Genomic DNA, 24,881 nt, shown 5'->3' on the forward strand with positions numbered 1-24,881 from the left:
CCTTTCAGCCCTTGTTGCGGGTCAGTCGGAGATAGACCGCCGCGAAGAGTCCGAGGACGATGAAGAGCACCGTGCTCATGGCGCTGGCCATGCCGAAGTCGTTGTAGACGAACGCGTAACGGTAGAGCAGCAGGAGCACGGTCACAGTGGCGTCGTCGGGGCCGCCGTCGGTGAGCACATACGGCTCGATGAAGACCTGCATGGTGCCGATGACCTGGAGCAGCAGGGTGATCATGAGGATGAACCGCATCTGCGGAATCGTCACGTGCCACAGCCGCTGGCGGATCGAAGCACCGTCGAGCTCGGCTGCCTCGTACATCTCGCCGGGAATCGAACCGAGAGCTGCGAGGTAGATGAGGGTCGTGGTTCCCATGTTGGCCCAGGTCGAGACCAGCACCAGGGAGATCATGGACAAGTTCTCCGACTCGAGCCACTGCTGAGCCGGCAGATGGAGGGTCTCGAGAAGATTGTTGAACAGACCCGGGCCGGGATCGTAGAACCAGCGCCACAGCAACATGGTGACGATCGGGGGCAGCATGACCGGAAGATAGACGGTCATCCGGAGGTAGGAACGCGCGTGGCGGAACTCGTTGAGGACAACCGCGGTGAGGAAGGGGGCGGCGAACCCGAAGACGAGGGCGAGGAGGGTGAAGTAGCCGGTGTTCTTCCACGCCGTCGCGAAGAGCGGGTCGTCGAAGAGCCGAAGGTAGTTGTCCCAGCCAACCCAGACGGCAGGCTGGGAGAACGTCACTTCCTGGAAGCCGAGCAGCATGCCTCGGACGATCGGATACCAGGAGAAGAGCGCGAAACAGAGCACGCCTGCACCGAGGAAGCCGTAGGCGACAAGGTGCTCACGGAAGCGGCGCCGACGCGTACTCGGGTTGTTCGTGCCGGCCTTGTGCGACTTCGGGAAGGTCTTCGGTTCCCGGACGAGAGTCGGAGCCGCCATGTCACCGGACCGTCGCGAGTATGGCGTCGACCCTCTTGGCCGCGTCCACCAGGAGCTGGTCGAGGTCGGCATCCTCCTTGGTCAGAACAGCCTGCATGACGCCGTCCAGGACGGTATAGATCTGCTGTGCGTTTGGCGGCTCGACCTTCTGATCGAGGTGGGCGTTCCGGTCGACGAACGGCTTGTAGTTGCCCTGCGGCACGTTGGCGTACTTCGCGTGCGCACGGGCCTGCTCGGCCGCAGCCTTGCCGTTGAAGAGCTGGTCCAGAGGAAGACCGATGGGCACGTCATTGCCGGAGGCCCGCTTGTCCTCGAACTCGGTGCGGTCCGGGTTGAGATACTTCCACTGGACCCATTCGATACCGGCCTTGATCTTTTCCGGTGTCGCCTTCGGGTTGAACATGAAACCGTTGCCGCCACCGAGGGTGGCCTCACCGGGCATGGCGGCCACGCCGTACTCGCTGTACTCACGCTCGAACTGCTTGACGATCGTGGGGATGTTGTCCGGGCCAGCCATATACATGCCAAGCTTTCCGGAGCCCATCATCTTTTGCACGTCATCGATCTGCAGCAGCTGCCGCGAGCCCATCGAATCGTCGGTCCAGCGCATGTCGTGCAGCATCTGGAGTGTGTTGCGGCCGGCCTCGCTGTCAAAGGCGGCCTTCCACTTCCCGTCCTTCTGCAGGGCGATGTCGCCACCCATCGAGTAGACCCACGATGTGAAGTGCCAGCCGCCTTGGTTGTTCTTGCTGTAGTCGGCGTAGCCGACCGTGCCGTCGCCCAGCGCCGTGATCTTCTTGGCCGCCTCACGGACCCCCTCCCATGTGGTGGGGGGCTTGTCGGGGTCGAGGCCGGCCTTTTCGAACAGGGCGCGGTTGTAGATCAGGCCGAGGGAGTACTGCCCGTTGGGCAGGCCGTACAGACCGCCGTCGGGTCCCTTGAACACATCGAGGAATTCGGGCTTGATGTCCTTGAAGTGCGGCATGTCCTTCGCGTACTCGGTGATCTCCGCACCCTGGCGCCGCTCGATGAGCCCTGCCGGATCGGTGAAGTAGACGTAGTAGACGTCTTCCAGCTGGCCGCCGGCCAGCTTCGCCGAGAAGGTCTTCGGATCCATCTGACCCTCACGGGCATCGATCTTGATCTTGGGGTGTTCCTTCTCGAAGTCCTTGACGTCCTGCTCGAAGTACTTGCGGTCCACCGGCTGGGTTTTGGGTGGCATGCCATTGACCGAGATGGTGACCACGCCGTCCTTGGCGCCCTCGGAGGGAGAACCGCCGCAAGCGGCCAGCCCTCCGCCGAGAACGCAGGCTATGCCCACACTGATGAACCTGCGGCGGCTCCGGGTTCCACCCATGACAGATCTGCCTTCCCTCGATGCGCTGTGCTTGCAACCCCGGCAACCGAAGCGCCAGCGGACATGCAGAAGTTAGGAGTCAGCCATGTAAGAAGTCAATAATATGTTGCAAGAATTCGGAAGCCTACACAGACAGTCTGGCTGCGCTCGGTCGCGTCGTCGACGCCCGAACGATCAGTTCGGTCTGAAAAAGTGCCAGGCCAGGGGTTACCTGACGTCCCTGGATCTGCTCCACGAGCATGGTGACGGCCGCTTCGGCCATCGCCGCCACCGGCTGTCGGCATGTAGTGAGGGGCGGGTCGACCACACTCATCAACGCTGAGTCGTCGAAGCCCACGACCGACAACTCCTCGGGGACCCGCAGTCCCTGACGGCGGGCGCCACGAACGATTCCAAGAGCGAGCGTATCGCTGCCGCAAATCACGGCTGTGATCCCCTGGGTGAGGAGACCCGCAACGGCATGGGCTCCCGCCTCCAAGGAGAACCGGGTGTGCTCGACCCAGGGCATCCACACATCCCGTGGCACCCCCCTGGCCTGCCAGAACTGAGCAAACCCCCTGAGTTTCCGGGAGGACGGGAGATGCCCGCCGGGGCCGATCACCAGCCCGATGCGCTCATGCCCCATGCGCTGCAGGTGCACAAGTGCCTGTTCAACGGCCTGGGTGTCGTCGGCCGCCAGCTGGGCCACCTCGAGGTTCTCGTCGGCGACGTTCACCAGCACCAGGGGAACCCGACGCTCCTTCAATGCCAGGCCCTGCTCCACGCCGGCATCGGCGTAGCTGGAGCCGACGAACACGATCCCGCCGATGTTCTGCGCCAGTAGCATCTCGATGTAGTTCGCCTCGGACACTCCATCGGCTGTGCGGGTGCAAAGGATCGGAATGTATCCGCGCTTGTTCAGGCGCCCCGCCAGGGCTTCCGCGAAGGCCGGAAAGATCGGGTTCTGCAGGTCCGGGATCACGAGACCCACCAGGGGTGAGCGCTCAACGGCCAAAGCCGTCGGACGCTTGACCCCCATCACGTCCAGGGCCCGGAGGACTCGCTCCCGGGTGGGCTCGGCCACGCCGGGACTGCCGTTCAGTACGCGTCGAACCGTCACTTGGCCCACGCCGGCGAACTCTGCCACTTGCATCAGCTTCGATGTCATGAGGGCACGATACATCGACTACGCAAAATGCGATCAGTTTAAGGAAAAAAGTCAGCAGACTCTTGCGCTGCTGTGTGCGTGCGCGTGCTGGCTCGCGAGCCCTCATGTCCACACACCGGTCCCTCGTGCCTGTTTTCGATCCCAGGTATGCGTTTGGGTTCAGCTCGCAATTCGAACGGAGTGAGGGGGCGGGGTCGGTGTGGCACGCAGCGGGTCATGGCAGGGCTGTCGGCTGCTGAAGAGCTGGGTGGCCTCGGTTGGGTGGCGACCGCCACCGTCTGAATGATCAGTTCTGAGGCACACGCGGCGTGGTCGTTGGCTCCGGGTGCGGTCCGACGTGGTTCGCCTCGCCCCAGCGGAAGAGTTGCCTCCTGCCGAGCGGGCGGGGACTTCCCCTTCGGGTGGGTCATGGGCGTTGGTGACTGGTTCGACCAGCGGAATCGGTCGTGCTACGGCGGTCGGCTTGGCGCAGGATGGGTACTCGGTCATCGTCACGGGTCGGGATCGAGATCGCGCTGCCGAGACCCGTCGGTCTGTGGAGTCCGCAGGCGGCCGTGCGATTGATCTGATAGCCGATCTTGGTGATCCCGCGTCAGTGCGCAAGCTGGTTGAAGAAGTACGGGAGGCCGTCGATGGTCCTCTTGATGTGCTGGTGCACAACGCCGGTGGCGGGGGCTTCGCACCGACCGAGTCCACTCCGGAAGAGATGTTCGACGCCGCGTTCAACCTCCACGCCAAGGCGCCGTTTATGCTGACGGGTGCCTTCGCCCCGGCCATGGCCGAGCGTGGCAGGGGGGCCATCATCAACGTGGGGAGCCTGAGCACCTCAATGGCCACTGCCGGCACCGCCGCCTTCCAGGCGTCGAAGGCGGCGTTGTCCATGATGACCAAGTCGTGGACTGCGGAGTACGGTCCCAGAGGCGTCCGGATCAATTCCGTCGATCCCGGCTTCATCCTCACTCCGGTGAACGAGGGCATCCGCCACATGTGCGGGACCTACCTCGCTTCGCTGCCTGCCGGGCGTGGCGGAGACGTCGAGGAGGTCGCGCACGTGATCCGGTTCCTGGTGTCACCCCAGGCGTCGTACGTCAACGGAGCAACACTGACCGTGGACGGCGGGAAAAACGCAGTGGTCGTCATGTGAAGACACCGGCGACGATGCCGAGATGTCCCCGAGCACGTGGCCGCCCCCATTACCTACTGCTGAGCCGGTCATGACGTGAAGACCCGTGGCGTTTCGGTTTTTTGCCCAGCTCAGAATTCGAACAGAGACGGCTTGGGTTGCTGCGGTGACGACATCAGCGGTGCCACTGACGGCCTTTCGGTGGCGATGAGAGATTTCGGCCCAGGCCCGAGGAACCGGTCGGCTTCTGGGTGGCGGTGGTGGCCGTCACCGCCGTTTCGATCAGTCCCGTTGCACCTCGCGAGAGTCTGGTTGCCCGCTTCTGCGAGAGCGGGCCTTGACCCAAGGCCGGGTGGTTAGCGTTTTCGCAGGTCACGCAAGCCAGTTGTAGGATTTCTGACGCAAGACAACGGAGCTCGTTGGTACAGGCAATCGACCAAGACAGCTTGTTTTCGAGGAGCTCCGTTGCCTTCACCTTGTGTCGTGCCGCCCGCACTGACAACCATCACCCACACGGCTACGGTGGCCGGGGGCCGGTTCGCGCCGGGACATCTGCGAGAGCTGACGACGGTCGTGCCGTTCGAGCTCGTGGACGCGGTCCTTGCGGAGACGAGAGCTGTACAGCGGCGGCTGCGTTGAGCTGCCGTCGCGGGTCGGTGTCTACTTCCTCCTGGCGATGTGCCTGTTCCCCGAGGTCGGTTATCGCCTCGTCTGGAACAAGCTGACCGCGGGTCTGTCCGGGATGCCCGTGGTCTGTCCGTCGGCGAAAGCATTGCGTGACCTGCGCCGGCGGATCGGCAGTGCGCCGGTGCGGGCGTTGTTCGAGCTGCTGGCCGGGTTGCTGGCCCGTCCGACGACGCCAGGAGTGCGTTTCGGTGCGTACCGGGTGGTGTGGTTCGACGGCTGCAGTTCGCTGAGGGTTCCCGACTCCGAGCGGAACCGTGCCTGGCTGGGGAGGACTTCGCATCATGGCTATCCGACGCTGGAGTTGATGACTTTGACGGAGACCGGCAGCCGGGCCCTGGTCGGGGCCGTGTTCGGGCCCACCGCCGAGAGCGAGACGAGCTACGCTCGCCGGCTGGCATCTGCTGCGGCTGGACATGCTGATGCTGTGGGACAAGGGATTCGACAGCAACGCCTTCCTCGCGCCAGGTCACCGACACCGGCGCCCAGGTCCTGGGACGGCTCGCAGCAACCGGCGCCTGCCGGTCCTCACCCGCCTCGTCGACGGCTCCTATCTGTCGGTGATCGGCGCCGTGAAAGTGCGGGTCATCGACGCACCCGGCCACCGTGTTGGCGAGGCTCTATCACCAACCGTGGGAACACGAATCGGCGTACTACACGCTCCGCCACACGATCATGAGCGGCCGCAACCTGCGCTCGGGCGACCCGGCCGGAATCGAGCAGGCAATGTGGGCCCTGCTCACCCTCCACCAGGCACTGCGGAGTGTAATGGTCGAGGCGGCGGAGGCGCTGGCCGGCACCGATCCGGACCGCTGGTGCTTTACCGTTGCTCTTCAGACCGCTCGTGACCAGCTCGTCCAGGCCGCCGCTGTCATCACCGACCCCGCCGACGCCGCTCGCCTCGGACTGATCGGGCACCGGATCCTGGCCCGTCTCCATCCGCCCCGGCGCCAGCGGGTCAGCACTCGCAAGGTCAAGTCACCGATTTCCCGCAACAGCACCCGCCACGACGATGGCAGACCCGACACCAGCCGCACCATCACCGGTCTCGATATCAACATCCTCGAGCCTGCGGAATCACACCCTCAGCTCCCCGCCATTTCCCGCGATGACCGGCATACCGCCCCCGCCGACCGCCGCCGTCACCGGATCCTGGCCCTGCTCGAAAGGACCCAACCCGCCTCGGGCGCCCCCGAGACATCGCCGCCCACTTCGGCGACATCACCATGGAAACCATGTATCGACAGTTCTCCAGATGGGCCGAGACCGGCCTCATCCACAAACTCGGTCCCGGCCTCTACGCCGCCACGGCATGAACCCCAACACCCCTTGCGTGAAATGCGAAAACGCTAACTACCCGGCCTTGGGCCAAGGCCGGCCCATACGTGGAAAACGAATATTCATCAAGCGCCCCGTCCTGCTAGGTGTTGAGCAATAGAGCCGAGTAGCCGCGCTCCAGTGGACTGTCGCCCATGTGTTCCGGGCCGCCCACCGAGGCGAGTTCGTCCGGAGAGCCCTTTGGAAGACCAGTCAACCTTCGGCGAAGAGCACCACTTCGGTGCAGGCGGCGGCGACGTCCTTCACCGGATGGGTCGAGACCACCGCGCACGTGTCCGTGCCGAACTCCCGCAGGCCGGCCATCGGCTCGTCCAGCAGCAGGATCAATGGGTCGTTGACGAGGGCCTAGGCAATGCCGACCCTGCGTAGGCCCCTGCAGGGCACCAGCTGACTTCCTTGGACGAGCAAAGCTGGTTGCCGCCTGAAGCGCAAAATGAGCTCCTTTTGATCTACCGGGGCCCCCATGACTGGAACGGATTCTGCGCCATGGGTTGACGCGCGTACGGCCCTTGCATACTTTGCGTCTTGCACCAATTGATTGAATCGATTCAATCCCTCCTCCCTCGCGCCGGCCCCACCCCTCCGCACGCAGCTTCGGCGGAGCGCCGTCGCGCGGCGCGCAGGCCGGATCGTGGACCACCCGCAACCTCGGAGTGTGCATGCGAATCCATGGCAGAAGGCGTCCGCCCGGCAGACGCGGTTCGACCGGAGCGGCTCTCCCGCTGGGCCTCGTCCTCATCCTCGCGGTCCTCGTCCAGCCGATGGCGCCGTCCGCCACGGCGTCGACGCCGGCTCCCGTCGCCGCGGAACGGGCGGGCGGGTCCAAGGCGCCGCGGGTGCCCGCCGACTGGCGGGAGTACGTCCGCACGCCCCAGAGTCCCGACGTCTGCCCGGTCTCCGTGGTCAGCACCTCGGGCACGGTCGAAGGCGCCCGGAACCTGCTGTGCGGCGGTTCGGGCGGAGCAACACTCACCTACACCGAGGGCGGAGAAGCGCCCACCGTCCTGCTCGACTACGGCCAAGAGGTGGGCGGCCTCCCCTACTTCACCGTCTCAGCCGCATCGGGATCCCCGACACTGAACGCCGCGTACAGCGAGGGCCTGCCGTACATGAGCCCGTCGGGCGACGGCTCTCCGCCCTGGGCCGACGGCGACAGTTCCCGCTCCAACAGCTATCAGGTCTCCGGGCCGGGCACCCTCACCAACCGCCTCACCCAGGGAGGCGAGCGGTACGAACGGATCACCCTCTCCACCCCCGGCCGCCTCACGCTGAGCAAGGTCGGCATCAACTACATCGCCGACCGCACCCAGGCCGACGAGTACGGGGGCCACTTCCTCTCCAGTTCCGACGAACTGAACAAGATCTGGTACGCGGGTGCCTACACCCTGCAGACCAATCTCGTTCCGGCCGGCTCCCTCCCCGGAAGCTGGTCCCTGCAGGACGGCGCGCTGAACGCCGACGGCTCGAAGATCAACGACGGTGCCGGGATCCTGGACCGTGGAACCTCCTGGACCGACTACACGGCCACCTTCCGGACGAAGATCCTCCACAACCAGGCCGGGTGGATGGTGCGTGCGCAGAACTCGCAGAACGGCTATCTGTTCATCCTGGACGGGAGCACGGACACCGGCGGCCCCCCGAACACCCTGCAGAAGTTCAGCATGCGCGACGGCGCCTACACCAGCCTCGGCTCCGTGGCACTGTCGTCTGCCGTCGACGAAGGCACCTGGCACACCGTGACGACCACGGCAGCCGGGACCGGCATCACGGTCTCGCTGGACGGCAGGGAGATCGACCGCGTCGACACCTCGTCCCTACCCGCCGGGGCCGTCGCCTTCCCCACAGGGACCGTGGGCTTTCGTGAGTTCGGCGACGAGAAGGCGGCCTTCAAGGACCTCACCGTCGTCAGCGGCACGGGCAGGACGCTCTACAGTAACCCGCTCAACACCCCGGCCGCCCTCGCGGACTTCACCCCGCCCGGGTCCAACGCGCTGGCCTCGGTCCTCGACGGAGCCAGGCGCGACCGTGCGATCTGGAGCGGGGATATCCTGCTCGAAGGCCTCACCGACTACTACTCCGTGAACAAGCCGGAGTACGTCAAGCAGTCCCTGGACCTGCTGGGCAGCCGGCAACTGGCCAGCGGGTTCGTTCCGGGCGCCCTGCACCCGGCGGCCGTGCCGCACCTCGGACCGCTCGTCCCGGGCGAGACGACCACGTACTCGGCCACGTACTCCATGTACTTCGTCACCGGCCTCGCGAGCTACTACCTCCACACCGGTGACCGGGCGTTCGTCGCCCGGCAGTGGCCCGTCGTCAAGCGCCAGCTCGCCTGGAACGCGACCCGGCTCGACGCGAACGGCCTGTTCGCGACCAGAGCGGGAGTCGACGGGGCGGACTGGAACTTCTACGACAGGGACAAGGGCGGCGAGGTCTCCGCCTACAACATCCTCTACTACAAGACGCTGACCGACGGCGCCGCACTCGCCACCGCCGCGGGAGAGACCGCGCAGGCCGCCGCCTACCGGACGGACGCCGAGAGGCTGAGGACGCGCATCAACGATCGTCTCTACGACCCGGCGAGCGGGCTGTACAGGATAAGTGACACCCAGTCCGGGTACGCGCAGGACGCCAACGCCATGGCCGTCCTGTACGGAGTTGCGCCGCCCTCGAAGCACGCGCAGATCCTGGCCGCGCTGAAGTCGAAGCTGTGGAGCACCCCGTACGGACCGCTCCCTTTCTCACCCGGCGCCGGATACCGGGAGCTGGTCAGTCCCTTCATCAGCGGGTTCGAACTCCAGGCCCGCCTGGCGGCTGGCGACACCGCGAACGCGCAGGAACTCCTGCACGATGTCTGGGGCCACATGATCGCCCCGGGCCCGTACCAGACCGGGACCATGTGGGAGAACATCTCCGGGAGCGACGGCACGCCCGGCCTGGGAGCGGGGACGAGCCTCTCCCACGGATGGTCCACCGCGCCGACCTCGGCGCTGTCGGGCTACGTCCTGGGCATCCGTCCGGACACACCGGGCTACGCGACCTGGACGGTCCAGCCCCACCCCGGGGACCTCGACTGGGCGCGGGGGAGGGTCTCCACCCCGCACGGCGGCATCGACGCCGACTGGACCGCGGGGGCCGGCACAGGCCGGTTCAGCCTGACTGTCGAGGCACCCAGGGGCACCAGCGGCACCATCGCGGTCCCGGTCTCCGGCCGCGCCCGCAGCGTCGCGGTCAACGGCAGGGTGGTGTGGCGCCACGGGACCTTCACCGCCGCGGCCGGAGTCGCCGACGGCCGGCTCGACTCCGGGTACGTCCATCTGAAAGTGAAAAAGGGCGGCACTTACAGGGTCACATCCCTCTAGATGAATGAGTCCAAGCGGTCGCCTGCGGACATGTCGCGAGGGCGCCCGATGTCGATGTGTGACGAAAAAACCTGGACACCCTCGCAACGGCACTCCATGCGCGGCTCGACGACGAGTTGAAGGCTTCGCCGTGGCTGGCTCCCTGGCGTCCGAAGACTGGGATCGCGCCCAGGATGAGTGACACAGAACTGCTCACACTCGCGGTGATGTCGGCGCTGCTCGGTTACACGTCCGAGCGGCGCCGGCTGCGCCGCGTCGACGGCGACTTCCGCGGCCTGTTCATGTTTCGACAACGCCACCGCGGCCATCGCCGACGGAAAGGCGCCGACGCCGACCGCCTCGCAGTTGCGCGCCAAGGCCGAAGCCAAGAAGAAGGCCGACGCCGCCGGGGGCAGGGGGACCAGTCGGCGGCGGCCGAGAAGGCCGCCCAGGCCAAGAAGGCGGCCAAGGCCCCGCGGGGCGCGGTCGCCGCAGGCGAAGCACCGACGCGGGCCGCCGACGGCGGCAGCGACGTTGCCCCTCGTCGGCTCCGCGGCCGCCGCCCTGCTGCTCGCGGGTGCCGGCACCGTGATCGTCCGCCGTCGCTCGGCCGAGCACCGCGCCCGCTGACGCGGACACCGCGTCTGCCTCCCGTCCTGCTCTGGAGCCCGCTGTGTCCTTTGACCCCTCTCCGGTACGGCGCTTCGGCCGACCGGCGCCCGCCCGCCTCTCCCGCGCCGTGCCCGCATGCCTCGCCGTCACTGCGGCACTCGGCGTACTCACCGCCTGCTCACCCGCGTCCAGCGGCTCCGCTCCCACTGCGGTTCCCTCCACGGTCTCCGCTGCCGCAGCCGACGTCCCCGCGCCTGGCGCGGGGCAGCGGTCACCCGCGGCATCCCGGGCGCCGGCGCCCGCCAAGGTCTCCATCCCTTCCCTCGGCATCTCCGCACCCCTGATGAGACTCGGTCTCCAGGCGGACGGAACCGTCGAAGTCCCGCCGCCCGACAGGGGGATGACCGCCGGCTGGTACACCGGCGGCCCCACGCCCGGTGCGGCCGGACCGGCCGTCATCATCGGCCACAACTCCACTCGCTACGGCAGGGCCGTCTTCCACGATCTGCGGCACATCGCCAAGGGCGCGGACATCACTGTCACCGACGTCCTAGGGAAGGCGACGCACTTCTCGGTCACACGCACCCAGAGTGTCAGCTAGAGGACCTTCCCCACCCGGCAGGTCTACGGCGCGACCAGGAATCACGCCCTGCGGCTGATCACCTGCGACGGCGCCTTCGACACCAGCGGCCATGCCGTGAACAACCTGATCGTCTTCGCGGTGCTGGACTGAGGACTCCGGCGACATGTTCCGGGTCAGGCGGACTCGTGGAAGTAGATCACCGCCGCGGCCGGCCGAACAGGCCATAGGTCAGTTCGGTGCGCCCGACCGTCCCGGTGGCGGCCGACCCTGCCGCCACCGAGCCGCCCCGCGGGCAGAGTTCGCGGGTCCCTTGCGTAACCCGGTGGCGACGATCACCGGGACGGCCAGAGGTGCGGAGACGATGCCGAGCAGTGCGTTCATGCCCTTGACCTTGCTGTATCCGGCCTTCAAGGCCAGCCTGCCATGGCGCCGCCAACTCCGCTATCAGGCAGGCGAGATGATGCTGCGAGATCCCCGTGAACAGCTGATGCGCCAGCACTGCCCGATTGACCATGATCGCCACAATCAGATCATGCCACCAGCCAGGCACGACGCCTCACCCACTAGTACGCACCAACTCGTTAGGGGCGATTGGTGCCGCCGTACCAGAGAGGCCGCGCGAGATCGTGTCTGCGCAGCCGGTGACATCTGCGACGAGATTCTCCGCCACAGCCCGCGTGAGTCTGAACGCCGGGCTGCCCAGCGCAACGGTCGCGACAAGGACTTCGCCCGGTCCGAAGATGGGCGCGGCCAGTGAGTTCAGACCGGATGCGCGCTCCTCTTCGGCGAAGGCTCAGCCCCTGGCGGCGGATACGAGCGAGGTCCTCGCCCAGCGACTGCGGGTCGGCGATGGTCTGCGGGGTGTAGGCGACGAGGCCGTCGGCGAGTGTGGCCTGGCGTGCTCGCTCTTCGTAGGCCATGAACACCCTGCCCGCCGCGCCGGCCTGCAGAGGCATGGCCTGGCCGACGTGCCCGCAGTAGATGGTCGAGCGGGTGGACGCGACCTGAAGGACGGCGACCCGGGTGACGCCCTGGCGAACATGGATGCCGCACGTCTCCCCGCAGCGGTCGCGCAGTGCGGTGACGTGTGAACCCGCCGCGGCGATCAGGTCCGATCCGGCGTGAGCAGCGGCGGACCCCCGAGGCCGACAGCCAACGGGCAGTCAGTCGGCGACGCGCGTGAGACCGAGGTTCTTGGCTCCGACATGTGTGACCGCCGGGCCGGTGGCGGGTTGCTCCACAAACGCACCCAGCGAGAAGGACCGCCGGGGGCGAGGGTGGCGTGTCGTTCACCATTTCGAGAGTGGAGGCGAAACCCGTCCGTAGCGGGGGCGGCTGACGTGCCTACAGTCACCCCGCTGCTCACGTCTGAGGACACAGGGCCGGCCCGTAAGCAGCTCAGGGCAGTACTCAGGGTGCGGTGCGTCAAAGCCTGTGGCCTCGTCATCCCGGCGTTCGGTGCAGGCCGTCGAGCACGGTCTCGAAGAGAGGCTGAAGATAACCGGGTGATTCGTTGATCTTGGCGATGGCGACGATCAGGTCGAAGATCTGCTCCAGGGTGAGCTCGTCGCGGATCTGCCCGGCCTCCTGGGCCGCGGCCAGCAGGGGACGGCCCGCCTCTACGGCGCGGGCGCGATGACTGGTGATGCCGTCCCGGTCGGTGTGCTCCAGCAGCTCGGAAATGATCAACCGCTTGTGGGGGATGAACGCGATCTGCAGACGCAGCCAGGCGGTGAGGGCGGCCGCGGGGCTCTGGCCGGACTGCAGCGTGGCCGCGTCGCAGATCTGGTCGACCTCGTCGGCGTAAAGCGCTTCCAGGAGTTCCTGCCGGCCGGGGAAATTGCGGTACAGGGTGGCCATGCCCACCCCCGCACGGCGGGCGATCTCAGCCATGGAGATGTCCGGGGTGGGATCGGCGAACGCCTCCCGTGCGGCATCGAGGATCTTGCCGCGGTTGCGCTCTGCGGCCGCCCGCCTTTTCGGGAACGCCGTCCTGCTCGTCTCCATGAACTCCTCCATGCATGCTCTTGTGCTCGGGTAAGCCACTCGTCACAGGCTCAGCACTCCGCAAGTGGACAGCCTATCCACTATCGCCCTACACTTGGCGGACAGGCTGTCCGGAAATGTTGAGGAGCAGGGCCATGCCCATCCAGTCACACCCCTCCCTAAGCGCTGGCGCATCCGCGTCGGCAACGGATCCCTCGCACGGAGTGGCCAAGCGCGGTATCCCGCTCGCTGCCGTCGCAGCTGTGGCGTGCGTGGCCCAGTTCATGGTGGTGCTGGACTCATCCATCGTGAACGTGGCCCTGCCGGCGATGAAGTCCGGTCTGGGCATGTCGGCCTCTGCCCAGCAGTGGGTGGTCAACGGCTATCTGGTCGCTTTCGGCGGTCTGCTGCTGTTCGCCGCGCGCGCCAGTGACCTGCTCGGGCGCCGCCGTGTCTTCCAGATCGGTCTGGTCGTCTTCTCGGTGGCTTCCCTGGTGGGCGGGCTGGCGCAGGACGGCTGGATGCTGCTGGCGGCCCGGGTGGTGCAGGGCGCGGGGGCGGCGGCGCTGGCACCTTCGAGTCTGAGTCTGATCACCGCGAGCCACACCGAGCCGTCCCAGCGCACGCGGGCGATGACGTGGTGGGGGGTCGCTGCCTCCAGTGCGGGGGCCACCGGCATCGTGATCGGTGGTTTGCTTGCTTCGGTGAGCTGGCGCTGGGTGATGCTGGTCAACGTGCCCATCGGCGTGGGCCTGCTGATCGCGAGCCTGGCGTGCCTGGCGCCGACCGCGACCGGGGAACGGCGCTCGCGTATCGATCTTCCCGGCGCGATCGCGGTGACGCTGTCGGCCGCCGCACTCGTCTACGGCGTGTCGGCCGCACCTGACGCGGGCTGGGGGGCCACCCCGGTGATCGTCGCTCTGGTGGCCGGCCTGCTTCTGCTCGCGGCGTTCGTGGTCATCGAGCGCCGCAGCGGCGAGCCGCTGATCCCGCCGGGGATCTTCTCCATCGCTAACGTGCGCATGGGCAACGTCCTCACGCTGTGCATGGGTGCCGTCATCACCGCGCCGCTGTTCTTCCTCTCGTTGTATCTGCAGCAGGTCCTGGACCAGAGCGCGGTGCGCACCGGGCTGTCCCTGCTGCCCATGGTCGCCGTCATCAGTATCGGAGTTCTCCTCTCCCAGAAGCTGATCCCCGTTGTAGGAGCCCGGCGCCTGGTGGTGATCGGTGGCATCGTCGCCGCCCTGGGGCTGGCCTGGTTGGGACAGCTTCCCACTCACTCCGACTACGTCTCTCACGTCCTGCTGCCGACCGTGGTGGTCGGCGCGGGCACCAGCCTGACGATGATGCCGGCGATCGTCGCATCGACCAGCGGCATCGACCCCCGCAACGCCGGCGTCGCCTCCGGGCTGATCAACATGTGCCGCCAGCTCGGCGCAGCCCTCGGCCTGGCCGCCCTGGTCACCGTCGCCACCACTGTCACCAGCCACAGCACCAGCGGTGGCGACGCGGCCGTCGTGGACGGCTACCGCATCGCCTTCTACGCCCTCGCCGTCATCGGCCTCGGCATAGCCGCCCTGGCCCTGCGGCTCAAGCCCGCGCAGGACACCGCGCCCGCGACGGACCCGGCCAACGCCGGCTGACCGCCCGCACCAGGACCGCGACACCCCGTCCCAAGTTCCCACGACCATGCTCATGCCTGTCCACCATCGTCAAAGAGAAGAACCCACGTGATAGTCAACGCCCGCTGCGGACCGATCGCGGGAACGCCGCGCGACACCCACACCGCATACCTCGGCATCCCCTACGCCCGCGCGCCCTACCCGGGCCATGCCTTCGACGTCCCCCAGCCACGCCGGCCGTTCACGACCTGCTTCGAGGCGACCGATTACGGCCCCAGCCCGGCCCACCCCCACGTCGGCCAGGAGCTCTTCCCCGACCCCGTCATCGCGGGCGATGAAGCTCTCAACCTCAACGTCTACGCCCCCACCCGCAGCGACGGACCTTCCCCGGTGATCGTGTGGCTGTACGGGGGCGGCTTCTTCACCGGCAGCAACGCGAGCCCCTGGTACGACGGTGCCCCCTTCGCCCGCGACGGCGTCGTCTTCGTCACCCCCAACTACCGCCTCGCCGCCGAAGGCTTCATGATCCTCGACGATCGGGTCGCCAACCGCGCCCTGCTCGACATCATCGCCGCCCTGACCTGGGTACGCGACAACATCGCCGCGTTCGGCGGCGACCCCGACAACGTAACCCTGGCCGGACAGTCCGCCGGCGCGACGGCCGCCCTCGCCCTCACCGGCGCCCCCGGCGCCCGCGGCCTGTTCCGCCGCCTGGCCGTCATGAGCGCCGGCACCCCCCTGCTCGCACCGCTGGAGCGCATGCGTCAGCTCTCCGCCGACTTCGCCGACCAGCTCGGCCTCCCGCCCACCCGCCAGGCCATCTCCGCCGCGCCGACCGCGCGCCGCATGGCCCTCGAACAAGCCTGGCTGCCCGGAGAAGTCCAGGCACCCGCCGAGAGCGCCGACGAACGCGCCCGCCAGGCCGGCCGAGACGCATTGCGCTGGCAGCCCACCCTCGACGGCGAAGTCGTCACCACCGCACCCGATGAAGCACTCGCGCGCCCGGACGCCGTCGACACCCTGCTGATCGGCACGACCACGCAGGAATGGAATTTCATCCTCGGCGACCTCACCGACGCCCCCAGCACCGACGCCTGCCTCAAGGGGATGGCGAACCTCGGATTCACCGCCGACGACCTCGCTACGTACCTGAGGGAACTCGACCACGACAATTGCGGCAACGCACTGGCCCAAGCACTCACCGACCGCACCTTCCGGCGCCCCGCCCGCCACATCGCCGACACCGCCGCCCGAGCCGGCATCCCCACCTACACCTACCAATCCGCCTGGCCCACCCCCCTCTTCGGCGCTGTCCACTGCGCCGATCTCCCCTTCGTCTTCGACCACCTGAGCGCACCCCAGGCCCCCGAACTCCTGGGCCCCGACGCCCCCCAGCACATGGCCGAGCACATGCACACCGCCCTCGTCCGCTTCGCCTACGGTGCCAACCCGGGCTGGAGCGCTTACACCATCGGAGAGCGCCGCACCATGGTCTTCGACCACGACTCCCACGAGTGCACGGACGGCCTTGCCAAGACCCCCAACGCTCTCAAAACGCTCACCTGACCGGGCGTGGAACAGGTCGTAGAAGTCCCCGACCATCTCCCCTCGGTCGTTGTTGCTGGAGGCCGGCAGACAGGAGACGGTGCCGCATCCAAGCGCGGCACCGTCCGCAAGGTCGGGGACAGGCCCTGCTGGAGGGAGTACGAGTGATTGGCAGCCGCCCGCTCCGTCGTCCGGGCGGCGGCCAGGCTTTCCCACGAGCGGACCTCCGCCGGTACCGACCACGTCAGCGTCGCCAGGTCGTCGGCCGACCACACCCCGGGAGCATCGATGACGCGGCACCACCCCGGTCGGTGGGTACGTGGTCCAGGAGGTCGAGCACCTCGGCGAGTCGGCGTGCGTCCTCCGCGGCGACGCGGTCAGCACGCCGTCGGACCGCGATCGCCGCCCGCTCCCGACGCCCCCAGGCCCACCGCACTCCGCCCGACCCCGGCAAGCCCCGCGGGGAATTCGAGTACCACGCTGCGGCACCGTGCCCCTGGTAGCCGCTCCGGGCGTGCTCACCGGCGGGGATCCTCACCGAGGTCACCGCCCCCGAAACGACGCGGCGGCCTTCACCGCCTTTCTCGACCAGCTCGATGCGGTCAACGCCCTGGTCAGGGACGTTCACGTGGTCAGGACGAGGGGTCCTGTCACACGGCGGAACACACCAAGAGGTGGCTGGTCGCACACCCCCGCCGGGTTACGCACCGGACCTCTCGTACGCCTCCTGGTTGAACCAGATCGAGCTGTACTTCTCTGCCGTTGCCCGCCGGGTCCTGCGCCACCACGACTTCTCCGGCCGCGACGACCTCGTGGACCTCGTGGACCTCCACGAACGTGCGCGGAACAGCACTAGCCTGTGCGACCGCGGCTTTGCCGTCCCGACGGCGGTGGAGACGATGGCGGCCGCTGCCAGGACGGACGCGAGCCAGATCATGATGGTGACCAGGGGAACGGAGCGGATTGTCCGGGCGGACAGCACCGACGGGATGCCCATGCCGAGGTAGCTGATGATAAGAAGACCGCGAGCACTCCCGCCCGCGATTCCGGGCTCGCAGCGACTGCCGACTCGCCAGGTCCGGCTTTGAACAGCAGGCCGGCTCCGGCGTCGGCGATGGCCGCCGCGAGGAGGAACAGCCACAGAGCGGGGTGCAGCAGGGCCACGACGGTGAGAGCTTGCGCCGAGGATCGTCATCGATCCCGGAGCGAGCTTTCGTGGGGCGATCTGTGAGATGACTGAGGCCGCGAAGACGGCAAACGTGCCCATCCCGCACAGAACACGGAGGTCAGCCCCAGCTGCCCGTGGATGATGATCGCTCCGAGCGAGGAGAACAGTCCGGAGACGGCGAAGGCGCAGAATCCGACTGCCGAGGCGGCGGTGAAACGTCGCAGGCCGGCTCGGCCGAGTGAGAAGCGGGCAGGCCGCTGCGCGAACTGGGCGGCGGTCTCCGGGGCGGCGAACGCGAGCCCGAGGAAGACGAGCATCAGGATCCCGAACCCCGCGTAGGGCACCGACAACGGCTTGGAAGTGATCTCCGCGATATCACAAACTTTGTGGGTCTATGCGAGGAAGGTGATCAGTTCGTCCCGAAGCGCCTGGGGGCGTTCCTCGGGCACGAAGTGCCCGCTGCCCTCGATCACCGCGGAGTGCAGGTGCGGTGCTACGGGGCGCAGGCTGTCAGCGAGTCTGGTGCCGACGTTGTGCCGGCCGCCGACCGTCAGGAGCGGCACGTCGAGCTTCCCGCCGTCGTCGGGCCAGGCGCGGTTGAACCGGACATCCTTGAGTAAGGGCCGGTAGTGCTCGAAGCCACTGCGCAATGCCGGGCGTCCCCGGTAGGAGGCGGTGACGGCGTCGATCTCCGCGGGTGTGAAGACGCCGGGAGCGGCCGACAGGCGTGGGAGCCACCACTGGAAGAAGGCCCGTTCGTTGCCCTGGAACAGCAGCTCCGGCACGTCGCGCGTCGTGAACAGGCCGAAGTGGAAGGAGCCACCCCCGACCGGGTCCATGGCCTGCTCGAGCCCGAAGCCGGGCACGGCGAGCTCGATCAGCGCAAGCCGTTGCACCTCGCCGGGGTGGAGCCGGGCGTAGGGGAAAGCGACCATGCCGCCGATGTCGTGGGCCGACCAGGCGCGCGGGCCCGGTCACGCCGAGCTGTCTGAGCAGCTGCCGCATGTCCTCGGCCTGGTTGTCCTTGGTGTAACCACCGTCAGCGTGTGAGGAGAGCCCCAGCCCTCGCAGGTCGGGGGGCTATGACGGTGTGTCTCTGGTCGGCCAGGGGCCGCATGAGGTGCCGCCAGGCCCGCCAGGTCTGCGGGCCGGCCGCGCAGCAGCAGCACCGCCTCGCAGTGCCGCCGACGACGGCGTGCAGGCTGGTCCCGTTGGCCGTGATGTGTCTGCGGGTGAACCCTTCGGACAGGTCATTGCTGCTCAGGTCGAGCAAGGCGCTCCTCCTGATGTTGTGTCGATGCGGCAAAGACGCAGGCCAGGACCATCTACTTGTCTTTGTGCGGCGCCTCCCTGTTCTCTGCTCTGTTCCGCGCGCGGCCGATCCCGCCCGGCTCCTCGGAGGCAGATAGGCGCGGGCCATCAGGTAGGAGCCGGTCAGGCCGATGCCGAGCAGGCGCCGATACTCCTTCGGAGAGATCTCCTCAAAGGTGTTGGCGGGGAACCGGCCGGCACAGCTGATCAGAACGGCGTGACCGTCCTCATCGCGGGCCGTTTCTCTGAAGCCGGTCGAGCGGACGACCACCGGGCCGGCCCGGTGGTCGGTTGGCCGGACGGCGGTGTCGTCGGGGGGACGAGTTCGACGGACCTCGCAGAGACGCGATACGCACGTCACGGAGTCGCGGTCGAGTGGAGCCCGTGACTAGCCGGCCCAGTGGCGCCTGATGAACGCGGCGGCCGCGTCGAGTGCCTGGCCGGCGTCGTCCAGGAGGGCGGCGAAGCCCTGGAAGACGTGGGGGACCTCGGGCCAGACCTGCAGCTCGACGGCCACATCGTGGTGGGCGGCACGGGCGGCGAGGCGGATGGCGTCGTCGAGCAGGATCTCGTGCGAGCCGACCTGGACGAGCAACGGCGGCAGGCCGGTGAGGTCGGCGAGGACGGGGCTGGCCAGGGGCGTGGCGGCGTCGTGTTCCCCGAGGTAGTCGCGTGCCCTGGTGCGGAGGGCCTCAGGGGTGAGGGCCGGGTCGAGCGCGGCCTTGCCGGTCGCGCTGTGGCCGGACACGGTCAGGTCGGCCCAGGGGGAGAAGACCGCGGCCGAGGCGGGCTGCGGAAGGCCGGTCTCCTTGAGCGCGACGAGGGCCGCCGCCACCAGGCCGCCGCCTGCGGACTCGCCGACGAACGCGACCCTTGACGCGGGAACGCCTTGATCGAGCAGGGCGCGGTAGGCGGCTACCGCGTCGTCGATGGCGGCGGGGAAGGGGTGCTCGGGAGCGAGGCGGTAGTCGACGGAGACGGCCCTGGCACCCACGCGCCGAGCAACGTCGGCGGCCAGACCGACGGAGTCGGCAGCCGAACCGAGGGCGTACGCGCCGCCGTGGAAGTAGAGCACGGCGGCCGACGGGTCGGCTCCCGGGGTCGCGACGGTCACAACGGGCACGCCGCCGAGCTCTCCCGGCTCGGCCGAGACGTCCCCGGGCAGGGGCACCGAGGAGATCATCTCGTGGAAGACCGCCCGCTGTTCGGTGACGTCACCACCGACGTCGAGAGGGCCGTGCCGCAGAAGCCCGTCGAGGATTTCACGCTGTTGCTGAGTCATGATGGTGCCTTTCGTGCTCTTCAGAATTCCGGCTCTTCAGGATGAGGGCTCGTCAGGAATGGGGCTGGGGGCGGACCGGCGGCGACGCCGCGGGGGCGCCGGGCAGGTCTGTGGGCGTCAGCGCGATGACAGGGATGATCCGCTCGGTCCTGCGCTGGTAGTCGGCGAAGCCGGGGTAGCGGCGAGCCTGCTCGGCGAAGGCCGAGTCGCGTTCGTCCCCCTCGAGTACGACCGCGTGCACGGCGTGGACCTCGTCACCCACCTCGATCCGCGCGTCGGGACTCGCCAGCAAGTTGTGGTACCAGTCCGGGTTGCGGTCGGAGCCGGCTTTGGACGCGACGACGAGATAGCGTCCCCGGTCGGGCAGATACATCATGGGGTTGATCCGCAGGGCGCCGGAGCGGGCGCCCACAGTGTGCAGCAGGAGCAGCGGCGCTCCGGAAAAAGCGCCGCCGACGCGCCCGTGGTGGGCACGGAACTCAGCGATGGTGCGTGCGTTCATCGTGTTCGGGTCGGACATCGTGTGCACTCCGTCTCGGTCCGTCAGGGACCTGCAAGCCGGCGGTCAGGGAGTCGGGGTGAGAAGGACCTCGCCGCGGATGCGGCCGGCGGTGCTGAGCTCGTGCACGGTCGCGGCCTCCGAGAGCGGGTATCTGGCGCTCACATCGACGCGAAGTTCTCAGGCGTCGACCAGCGCGGCAAGGCTCGCCAGTCGGTCGGCGTCAGTGCGTAGCTGCATGGCAACGGCACACACGCCGCGGTCGGGGTCGCCCGTCGCGGGTGTCGCCGTGGCGACGATCACGCCGCCGGTCCTGATCAGGCCCGGCGACGCCGCGATGTCGGATCCAGCCGCGGCCACCAGGTTGAGCACCGTGTCGACGGGTTCATTGATCGCGTCGGCGGGCGTGGTCGAGGCAAAGTTCTGCTCCGCCGGGTGATGGCCGGCCACGTCCAGGTGGTGCAGCGTCTCCTGACGACCCCCCTGAGCAGCGAGGACGTCACCCTGCTCGGCGACGCCCTCGGCCTTGTCCGCCAGCACATGCGCACCATTCCGCCCCGCTCGGTGGCTCCACGCCAAAGCGAGGCGAGCCGCCCATGCGCCAGTAGGCCGCTCGCCCGCCCGAAGCAAAGCGGATCGGTCAGCGTGGCGGCCCCACGATGACGTTGCCGTACTTGTCGGCGAGGGCGGGGTCGGGCTTCACCTCGAAACCGGGTGGCCTTAGCGAGGACTTGTCCCGGCCGGTCTCCCGGAACATCCCCTCGATGCCGGCCGGCGTGTTGATCATCAGCAAGTCGGCCTTCTTGGAGGTGATGCGGTATCCGTGCGGGATCAGCTTGGGCAGGAACACCACGCCGCCTTCGGCGAGTTCGTACTCCTGGTCGTCGCACCACACCAGGGCGGTCCCTTTGAGCAGCAGGAAGACCTCGTCCTCCCGGGTGTGCTGGTGATAGGGCGGGGCCTCACCCATGGAGACATCGAAGCGCCCCATCATGAGCTGGCCGTCAGTGGCCTTGCCGTCGAGCAGCATCGCCAGGGTGCCGCCGTCCAGCCATTCCAGTTGCTGCTGCTGTGCGGGTTGGGCGAGGTAAACCATGCTCATGGACAGACTCCATTCACCATGCGGGCGCTCGGCAGGCAGAGCGCCAAGGGACGCGGACGGTCCTCGTGGTAAGTGCTGGTGCCGACCCACGTCGCGTAGAGCGGGGCGTCCGGTGCAAGTGAACGCCTGGAGAACAGGCACATGTCACAGGCCAGCCGGGTCTTGGGCTCGTATGACGCATCGCGCAACCGTCTCCGGTCAGCTTTCCCGCTCCTTGACGTGAAAGGACACTGCGGAATACATCATCACCCGGCTCTTGAGGGACAGCGGTACCAGGAGCAACTCGTCATGGCAAAGGTCGACCCAAACCGCTGCCCGGTCCCACACGGCATCACTGCGTGCGTGGGCTGTGCCCGCGCACTACCCGCGGGGAAACCGTGTCTAGGGTGGAGCTACGACCGACACGGGCCTCGTGCCGGTCACCGAAGACGAGATGTACCTGTTCCACGTGACCGCCGAACCCGGCAACCCCTACCGTGGGCCCAGCCACTGGCGAGACCTGCTCACAGCGACTGGCCCCTCATCTGGAGAGTGCTTCTTTCCGTGCGGCCAACAGGACCCTAGACAAGTCCCATCGTTGCAGGTCAGGAGTAGGTAGCGCCTAGGCGCTGTTTCTAGGATCATGTGCGGAGCCAGATGATGAGTGCGGCGAGGGTGATGGTGCCGAGGTAGGTGTAGGCCCGTTTCTCGTAGCGTGTGGCGACGGCGCGGAAGCCTTTCAGACGGTTGATGGCACGCTCGACACTGTTGCGCTTCTTGTAGCGACCGCGGTCAAACCCGGCGGGCCGACCGCCGCGGGAACCGCGGTTCTGGCGGTGTTTCGGCGTACCACTCGACGGTCTCCCGGGTTCGGGCCGGCAGCGGCACGTCCCGGTACTCGCCGGCGTTGCGGTGCTTGAGGCGCGTACTGGCCGCTGGTCTGGTTGACCTGCTCGGAGATCCGGTACACGTCATGCGCCACCATGCCGCGGAGATTGACGGCGGCCGCCTCGCCGTTGCGCAGCCCGCAGCCGCTCATCAGATCCGCGATCAGCCGGAAGGTGTCGTCACCGGCCACGCGTATCTGGGCCAGTTGTGCCACCGACGGGATGACCGCCTTCGCAGGGTTGTACTGCGGAGGCTTCACACCCTCCAGCGGACTGCCGTCGTAGAGCCCCAGCCGGTGGGCATCCAGCAGGATCAACTTCACCTTGTCGAACGCATTCGACTACGTCGCCAACCCCGCTCCACTGCGCTCCATCGTCTTGATCAACCCGTCCACCACCTTGTGGTCGAAAGCATCCATCCGCCGGCTCCCCAACGCCGGAAAGATGTGGTGCTCCGACAGCGAATCCAGATGCCGCAGAGACGATCCCTCCAGATGACGCTGACTCTCCCGCCACTCCCTCGCATACTCCTCAAACCGCATCGCCCCGTACTTCGCAACACGAACCGCCCTACCAGTGCGGCTGGGTGCGGCTTTCTTCGCGTGGTAGATATCCGTCAAACGCGTAATCGTCGCAACGTCGGTCTTGAACCCGGACTCGACGGTCTGCTTCCCAGCGGCGTTGCGGAACTGGATTTTGTAGAGGTGCGGGCACCTCGGCCATCTCGACTGGGCATGATCGCAGTCCTTGAAGAATGAGCCCATGCCGTGAGCCAGGGTCTTGCTCGCCATCGTGTCGCCGACTCCTCAGGTCCGATGCTGACGGTTTGCTGACCCGCTGAGGACTGAGACGCCTTTGACCTGCGCAAAGAAGCGAAACACTTGTTATGTGGTGGAACTTCATCGGACGGACCAACGAGGACATCGCCCAGGCCCGTTCGGACTGGATGGCGGGGTCGCGGTTCGGTGAGGTGGTGGGGTACGACGGGGCGCCGCTGCCCGCTCCGGAGCTCCCGCCAGGGCCGCTGAAGGCGCGGGGACGGGTGCGCTGACCTGGGGCCGTCCGTAAGACAGGTCCCGCCGGCCCGATGCCGGCCTTCCTGACGATGCGTCAGCGTGCAGGCGAGGCTGACATCGACTTCGGTGATTCCGACTCGGTGGGTGACGGCGTGGGGCTCGGGCAGGTCGGGTCGGGTTCCGGATCCGTCGAGGGATCAGGGCCGGGGCTCGTGGTGTCCGGCGGGCAGTTGGTCGGAGGTGTCGGTTCCCCGGGGTCGGTGGGTGCGCCCGTGTCCGTCGGATCGGGCGTGGGGGAGGGGGAATCGACGGGCGGCGTCGGTGTCGTGGACGGGTCGGGCGTCGCGCTCCCCGACGGCGACGGAGACGGCGACGGCGTGTGTGACGGCCCGGGTGTGGCCGTCGGGCTGCCGGACTCCGACGGGTCGGGACCGACGACGATGCCGCCCCCGTCGGAGTCGTCGTCACCGACCGGTTCGGTCACGGGGGTCCTGCCGCCCGCGCCCGGGCTGCGGGGCACGACACCCTTGCCGTCGGGCACCGTGTGGGTGCCCGTGCGGTAGAAGGCGAACCACTGCCGCACCGTCCGCAGATACGCGTCGGAGTGGTTGTAGCTGAGCACGGCGGCATCGAGGTCGCCGGCGCGCGACAGGTCACGGTGTCCGGCGCACAGGTAGTGCCCGGCGGCCAGTGCCGCGTCGAACACGTTGTTCGGGTCGCTGACACCGTCGCTGTTGCCGTCGGCACCCCAGCTCCGCCAGGTCGACGGAAGGAACTGCATCGGACCCACCGCCCGGTCGAACACCGCGTCCCCGTCCAGGGACCCGCCGTCGCTGTCACGGATCAGCGCGAACCCGACGCCGTTGAGAGCCGGACCGGCGATCCGCCCACGCGTGGTTCCATCGGCCGAGACGGCACCGCCCCCGGCGTGCCCCGACTCCACCTTGCCGATCGCGGCGAGCAGTTGCCAGGGCAGACGGCAGCCGGGATCCGTCCGGGACACCGAGGTCTCGGCCGCCCGGTAGGCACGTAGGACCGTCGTGGGGATGCCTGACTGGGCGCGGAACACGGCCGGAAGCGGAGCCGACGCGGGCAGGTCCGGGCTGACCAGCGGCGGGAGTTCGGTGTGGTACGAGTCGTCACCCGAGCCGCCGGCCCCGGGCGCCGCGGAATTCGTCCAGGCGGGGCCGTCCTGATCGGCGGCCGGTGCGGTGCGGTGCTTCGTGCCGCCGCTCACCGCCTCGGGAGCGCGGGAAGCGGTGAGGACCGCCAGTGCCGCGACGGTGATCGCGGTCGTCCGCAGGCCCTGGCGGGTCCGGGCGGACGGACGTCGGAGACGCAGTGCGGACATGT

The 24,881-nt window shown here is 68.0% G+C and carries 21 protein-coding genes and 4 pseudogenes; 9 read left to right on the forward strand and 16 right to left on the reverse strand.

The features are described 5' to 3' along the window. Nucleotides 1-4 precede the first annotated feature (4 nt). The 3 genes from ACIP79_RS12905 to ACIP79_RS12915 form a co-directional block, all read right to left on the reverse strand. The gene (locus tag ACIP79_RS12905) at nucleotides 5-949 is read right to left on the reverse strand and encodes a carbohydrate ABC transporter permease (protein WP_401222575.1); all 945 of its coding nucleotides are present in this window, start codon (nucleotides 947-949) and stop codon (nucleotides 5-7) included. 1 nt (nucleotide 950) lies between these two features. Continuing rightward, on the reverse strand, nucleotides 951-2,195 hold the full coding sequence (locus ACIP79_RS12910) for an extracellular solute-binding protein (protein ID WP_401222740.1): 1,245 nt from the start codon (nucleotides 2,193-2,195) through the stop codon (nucleotides 951-953). A gap of 235 nt (nucleotides 2,196-2,430) precedes the next feature. After that, nucleotides 2,431-3,453, reverse strand: a complete 1,023-nt coding sequence (locus ACIP79_RS12915) for a LacI family DNA-binding transcriptional regulator (protein ID WP_401222577.1) — start codon at nucleotides 3,451-3,453, stop codon at nucleotides 2,431-2,433. 418 nt (nucleotides 3,454-3,871) lie between these two features. Here ACIP79_RS12915 and ACIP79_RS12920 point away from each other — a divergent pair, with 418 nt between their 5' ends. The 3 genes from ACIP79_RS12920 (at nucleotide 3,872) to ACIP79_RS12930 (ending at nucleotide 6,613) form a co-directional block, all read left to right on the forward strand. Continuing rightward, a complete protein-coding gene (locus tag ACIP79_RS12920) occupies nucleotides 3,872-4,597 on the forward strand; it encodes an SDR family NAD(P)-dependent oxidoreductase (protein WP_401222579.1) in 726 nt (241 codons plus the stop codon). A 655-nt stretch (nucleotides 4,598-5,252) separates the two neighbouring features. Then, nucleotides 5,253-5,939: a transposase domain-containing protein gene (locus tag ACIP79_RS12925; RefSeq protein WP_401222741.1), complete on the forward strand. Its 687-nt coding sequence runs from the start codon at nucleotides 5,253-5,255 to the stop codon at nucleotides 5,937-5,939. Further along, complete coding sequence (locus ACIP79_RS12930) at nucleotides 5,936-6,613, forward strand: hypothetical protein (RefSeq protein ID WP_401222581.1); 678 nt, start codon at nucleotides 5,936-5,938, stop codon at nucleotides 6,611-6,613. Before ACIP79_RS12925 ends, ACIP79_RS12930 begins: the two co-directional genes overlap by 4 nt. Nucleotides 6,614-6,680: 67 nt before the next feature. On the opposite strand, the pseudogene ACIP79_RS12935 reads toward ACIP79_RS12930, so the two are convergent. Then, nucleotides 6,681-6,967: pseudogene (locus tag ACIP79_RS12935) on the reverse strand (ABC transporter ATP-binding protein); the annotation flags it as partial. A 290-nt stretch (nucleotides 6,968-7,257) separates the two neighbouring features. On the opposite strand from ACIP79_RS12935, the gene ACIP79_RS12940 reads away from it, so the two are divergent. Both ACIP79_RS12940 and ACIP79_RS12945 read left to right on the forward strand, forming a co-directional pair. Beyond that, nucleotides 7,258-9,957: an alpha-L-rhamnosidase C-terminal domain-containing protein gene (locus ACIP79_RS12940; RefSeq protein ID WP_401222582.1), complete on the forward strand. Its 2,700-nt coding sequence runs from the start codon at nucleotides 7,258-7,260 to the stop codon at nucleotides 9,955-9,957. Between the two features lie 652 nt (nucleotides 9,958-10,609). Beyond that, on the forward strand, nucleotides 10,610-11,149 hold the full coding sequence (locus tag ACIP79_RS12945; RefSeq protein WP_401222584.1) for a sortase domain-bontaining protein: 540 nt from the start codon (nucleotides 10,610-10,612) through the stop codon (nucleotides 11,147-11,149). Between the two features lie 538 nt (nucleotides 11,150-11,687). On the opposite strand, the gene ACIP79_RS12950 is transcribed toward ACIP79_RS12945, so the two are convergent. The 3 genes and pseudogenes from ACIP79_RS12950 to ACIP79_RS12960 all read right to left on the reverse strand — a co-directional run bounded on the left by ACIP79_RS12950 (nucleotide 11,688) and on the right by ACIP79_RS12960 (nucleotide 13,138). After that, nucleotides 11,688-11,894, reverse strand: coding sequence for a hypothetical protein (locus tag ACIP79_RS12950; protein WP_401222743.1), 207 nt, complete (start codon nucleotides 11,892-11,894; stop codon nucleotides 11,688-11,690). A gap of 37 nt (nucleotides 11,895-11,931) precedes the next feature. Further along, a pseudogene (locus ACIP79_RS12955) lies at nucleotides 11,932-12,294 on the reverse strand (IclR family transcriptional regulator C-terminal domain-containing protein); the annotation flags it as partial. 280 nt (nucleotides 12,295-12,574) lie between these two features. Beyond that, nucleotides 12,575-13,138 (reverse strand): TetR/AcrR family transcriptional regulator, encoded by a 564-nt coding sequence (locus ACIP79_RS12960; RefSeq protein ID WP_401222586.1) that lies wholly within the window; start codon nucleotides 13,136-13,138, stop codon nucleotides 12,575-12,577. A gap of 134 nt (nucleotides 13,139-13,272) precedes the next feature. Here ACIP79_RS12960 and ACIP79_RS12965 point away from each other — a divergent pair, with 134 nt between their 5' ends. The 3 genes from ACIP79_RS12965 (at nucleotide 13,273) to ACIP79_RS12975 (ending at nucleotide 17,291) form a co-directional block, all read left to right on the forward strand. Beyond that, nucleotides 13,273-14,760, forward strand: coding sequence for an MFS transporter (locus ACIP79_RS12965; RefSeq protein ID WP_401222588.1), 1,488 nt, complete (start codon nucleotides 13,273-13,275; stop codon nucleotides 14,758-14,760). A gap of 87 nt (nucleotides 14,761-14,847) precedes the next feature. After that, nucleotides 14,848-16,305 carry a carboxylesterase/lipase family protein gene (locus ACIP79_RS12970; RefSeq protein WP_401222589.1) on the forward strand — a complete coding sequence of 486 codons (1,458 nt, stop codon included), beginning with the start codon at nucleotides 14,848-14,850 and terminating at the stop codon, nucleotides 16,303-16,305. 710 nt (nucleotides 16,306-17,015) lie between these two features. Then, nucleotides 17,016-17,291, forward strand: a complete 276-nt coding sequence (locus tag ACIP79_RS12975; RefSeq protein ID WP_401222590.1) for a hypothetical protein — start codon at nucleotides 17,016-17,018, stop codon at nucleotides 17,289-17,291. Nucleotides 17,292-17,844: 553 nt separating this feature from the next. On the opposite strand, the gene ACIP79_RS12980 is transcribed toward ACIP79_RS12975, so the two are convergent. From ACIP79_RS12980 to ACIP79_RS13015, 8 genes and pseudogenes are all read right to left on the reverse strand, one after another. Beyond that, nucleotides 17,845-18,387, reverse strand: a complete 543-nt coding sequence (locus ACIP79_RS12980) for an alpha/beta hydrolase (protein ID WP_401222591.1) — start codon at nucleotides 18,385-18,387, stop codon at nucleotides 17,845-17,847. Nucleotides 18,388-19,151: 764 nt separating this feature from the next. Then, nucleotides 19,152-20,045: an alpha/beta hydrolase gene (locus tag ACIP79_RS12985; protein ID WP_401222592.1), complete on the reverse strand. Its 894-nt coding sequence runs from the start codon at nucleotides 20,043-20,045 to the stop codon at nucleotides 19,152-19,154. Between the two features lie 52 nt (nucleotides 20,046-20,097). Then, entirely contained in the window at nucleotides 20,098-20,565 is a 468-nt protein-coding gene (locus tag ACIP79_RS12990; RefSeq protein WP_401222594.1) for a nitroreductase family deazaflavin-dependent oxidoreductase, read from the reverse strand. Nucleotides 20,566-20,724: 159 nt separating this feature from the next. Continuing rightward, on the reverse strand, nucleotides 20,725-21,084 hold the full coding sequence (locus ACIP79_RS12995; RefSeq protein ID WP_401222595.1) for a hypothetical protein: 360 nt from the start codon (nucleotides 21,082-21,084) through the stop codon (nucleotides 20,725-20,727). Between the two features lie 100 nt (nucleotides 21,085-21,184). Then, complete coding sequence (locus ACIP79_RS13000; protein ID WP_401222597.1) at nucleotides 21,185-21,646, reverse strand: cupin domain-containing protein; 462 nt, start codon at nucleotides 21,644-21,646, stop codon at nucleotides 21,185-21,187. Between the two features lie 620 nt (nucleotides 21,647-22,266). Then, nucleotides 22,267-22,419, reverse strand: a pseudogene (locus tag ACIP79_RS13005) (transposase); the annotation flags it as partial. Beyond that, the gene (locus tag ACIP79_RS13010; RefSeq protein WP_401222598.1) at nucleotides 22,365-22,835 is read right to left on the reverse strand and encodes a hypothetical protein; all 471 of its coding nucleotides are present in this window, start codon (nucleotides 22,833-22,835) and stop codon (nucleotides 22,365-22,367) included. The gene ACIP79_RS13010 and the pseudogene ACIP79_RS13005, both read right to left, overlap by 55 nt. An 18-nt stretch (nucleotides 22,836-22,853) precedes the next feature. Continuing rightward, nucleotides 22,854-23,303, reverse strand: coding sequence for a hypothetical protein (locus ACIP79_RS13015; protein WP_401222600.1), 450 nt, complete (start codon nucleotides 23,301-23,303; stop codon nucleotides 22,854-22,856). Nucleotides 23,304-23,386: 83 nt separating this feature from the next. Between ACIP79_RS13015 and ACIP79_RS13020 the strand changes: the two are divergent. After that, a pseudogene (locus ACIP79_RS13020) lies at nucleotides 23,387-23,563 on the forward strand (pirin family protein); the annotation flags it as partial. A 59-nt stretch (nucleotides 23,564-23,622) separates the two neighbouring features. Here ACIP79_RS13020 and ACIP79_RS13025 read toward each other — a convergent pair. Then, on the reverse strand, nucleotides 23,623-24,879 hold the full coding sequence (locus ACIP79_RS13025; RefSeq protein ID WP_401222602.1) for a hypothetical protein: 1,257 nt from the start codon (nucleotides 24,877-24,879) through the stop codon (nucleotides 23,623-23,625). Nucleotides 24,880-24,881 lie beyond the last annotated feature (2 nt).

Origin of the sequence: Streptomyces sp. NPDC088747 (genome assembly GCF_044751025.1) — a bacterium.
Lineage (GTDB): Bacteria > Actinomycetota > Actinomycetes > Streptomycetales > Streptomycetaceae > Streptomyces.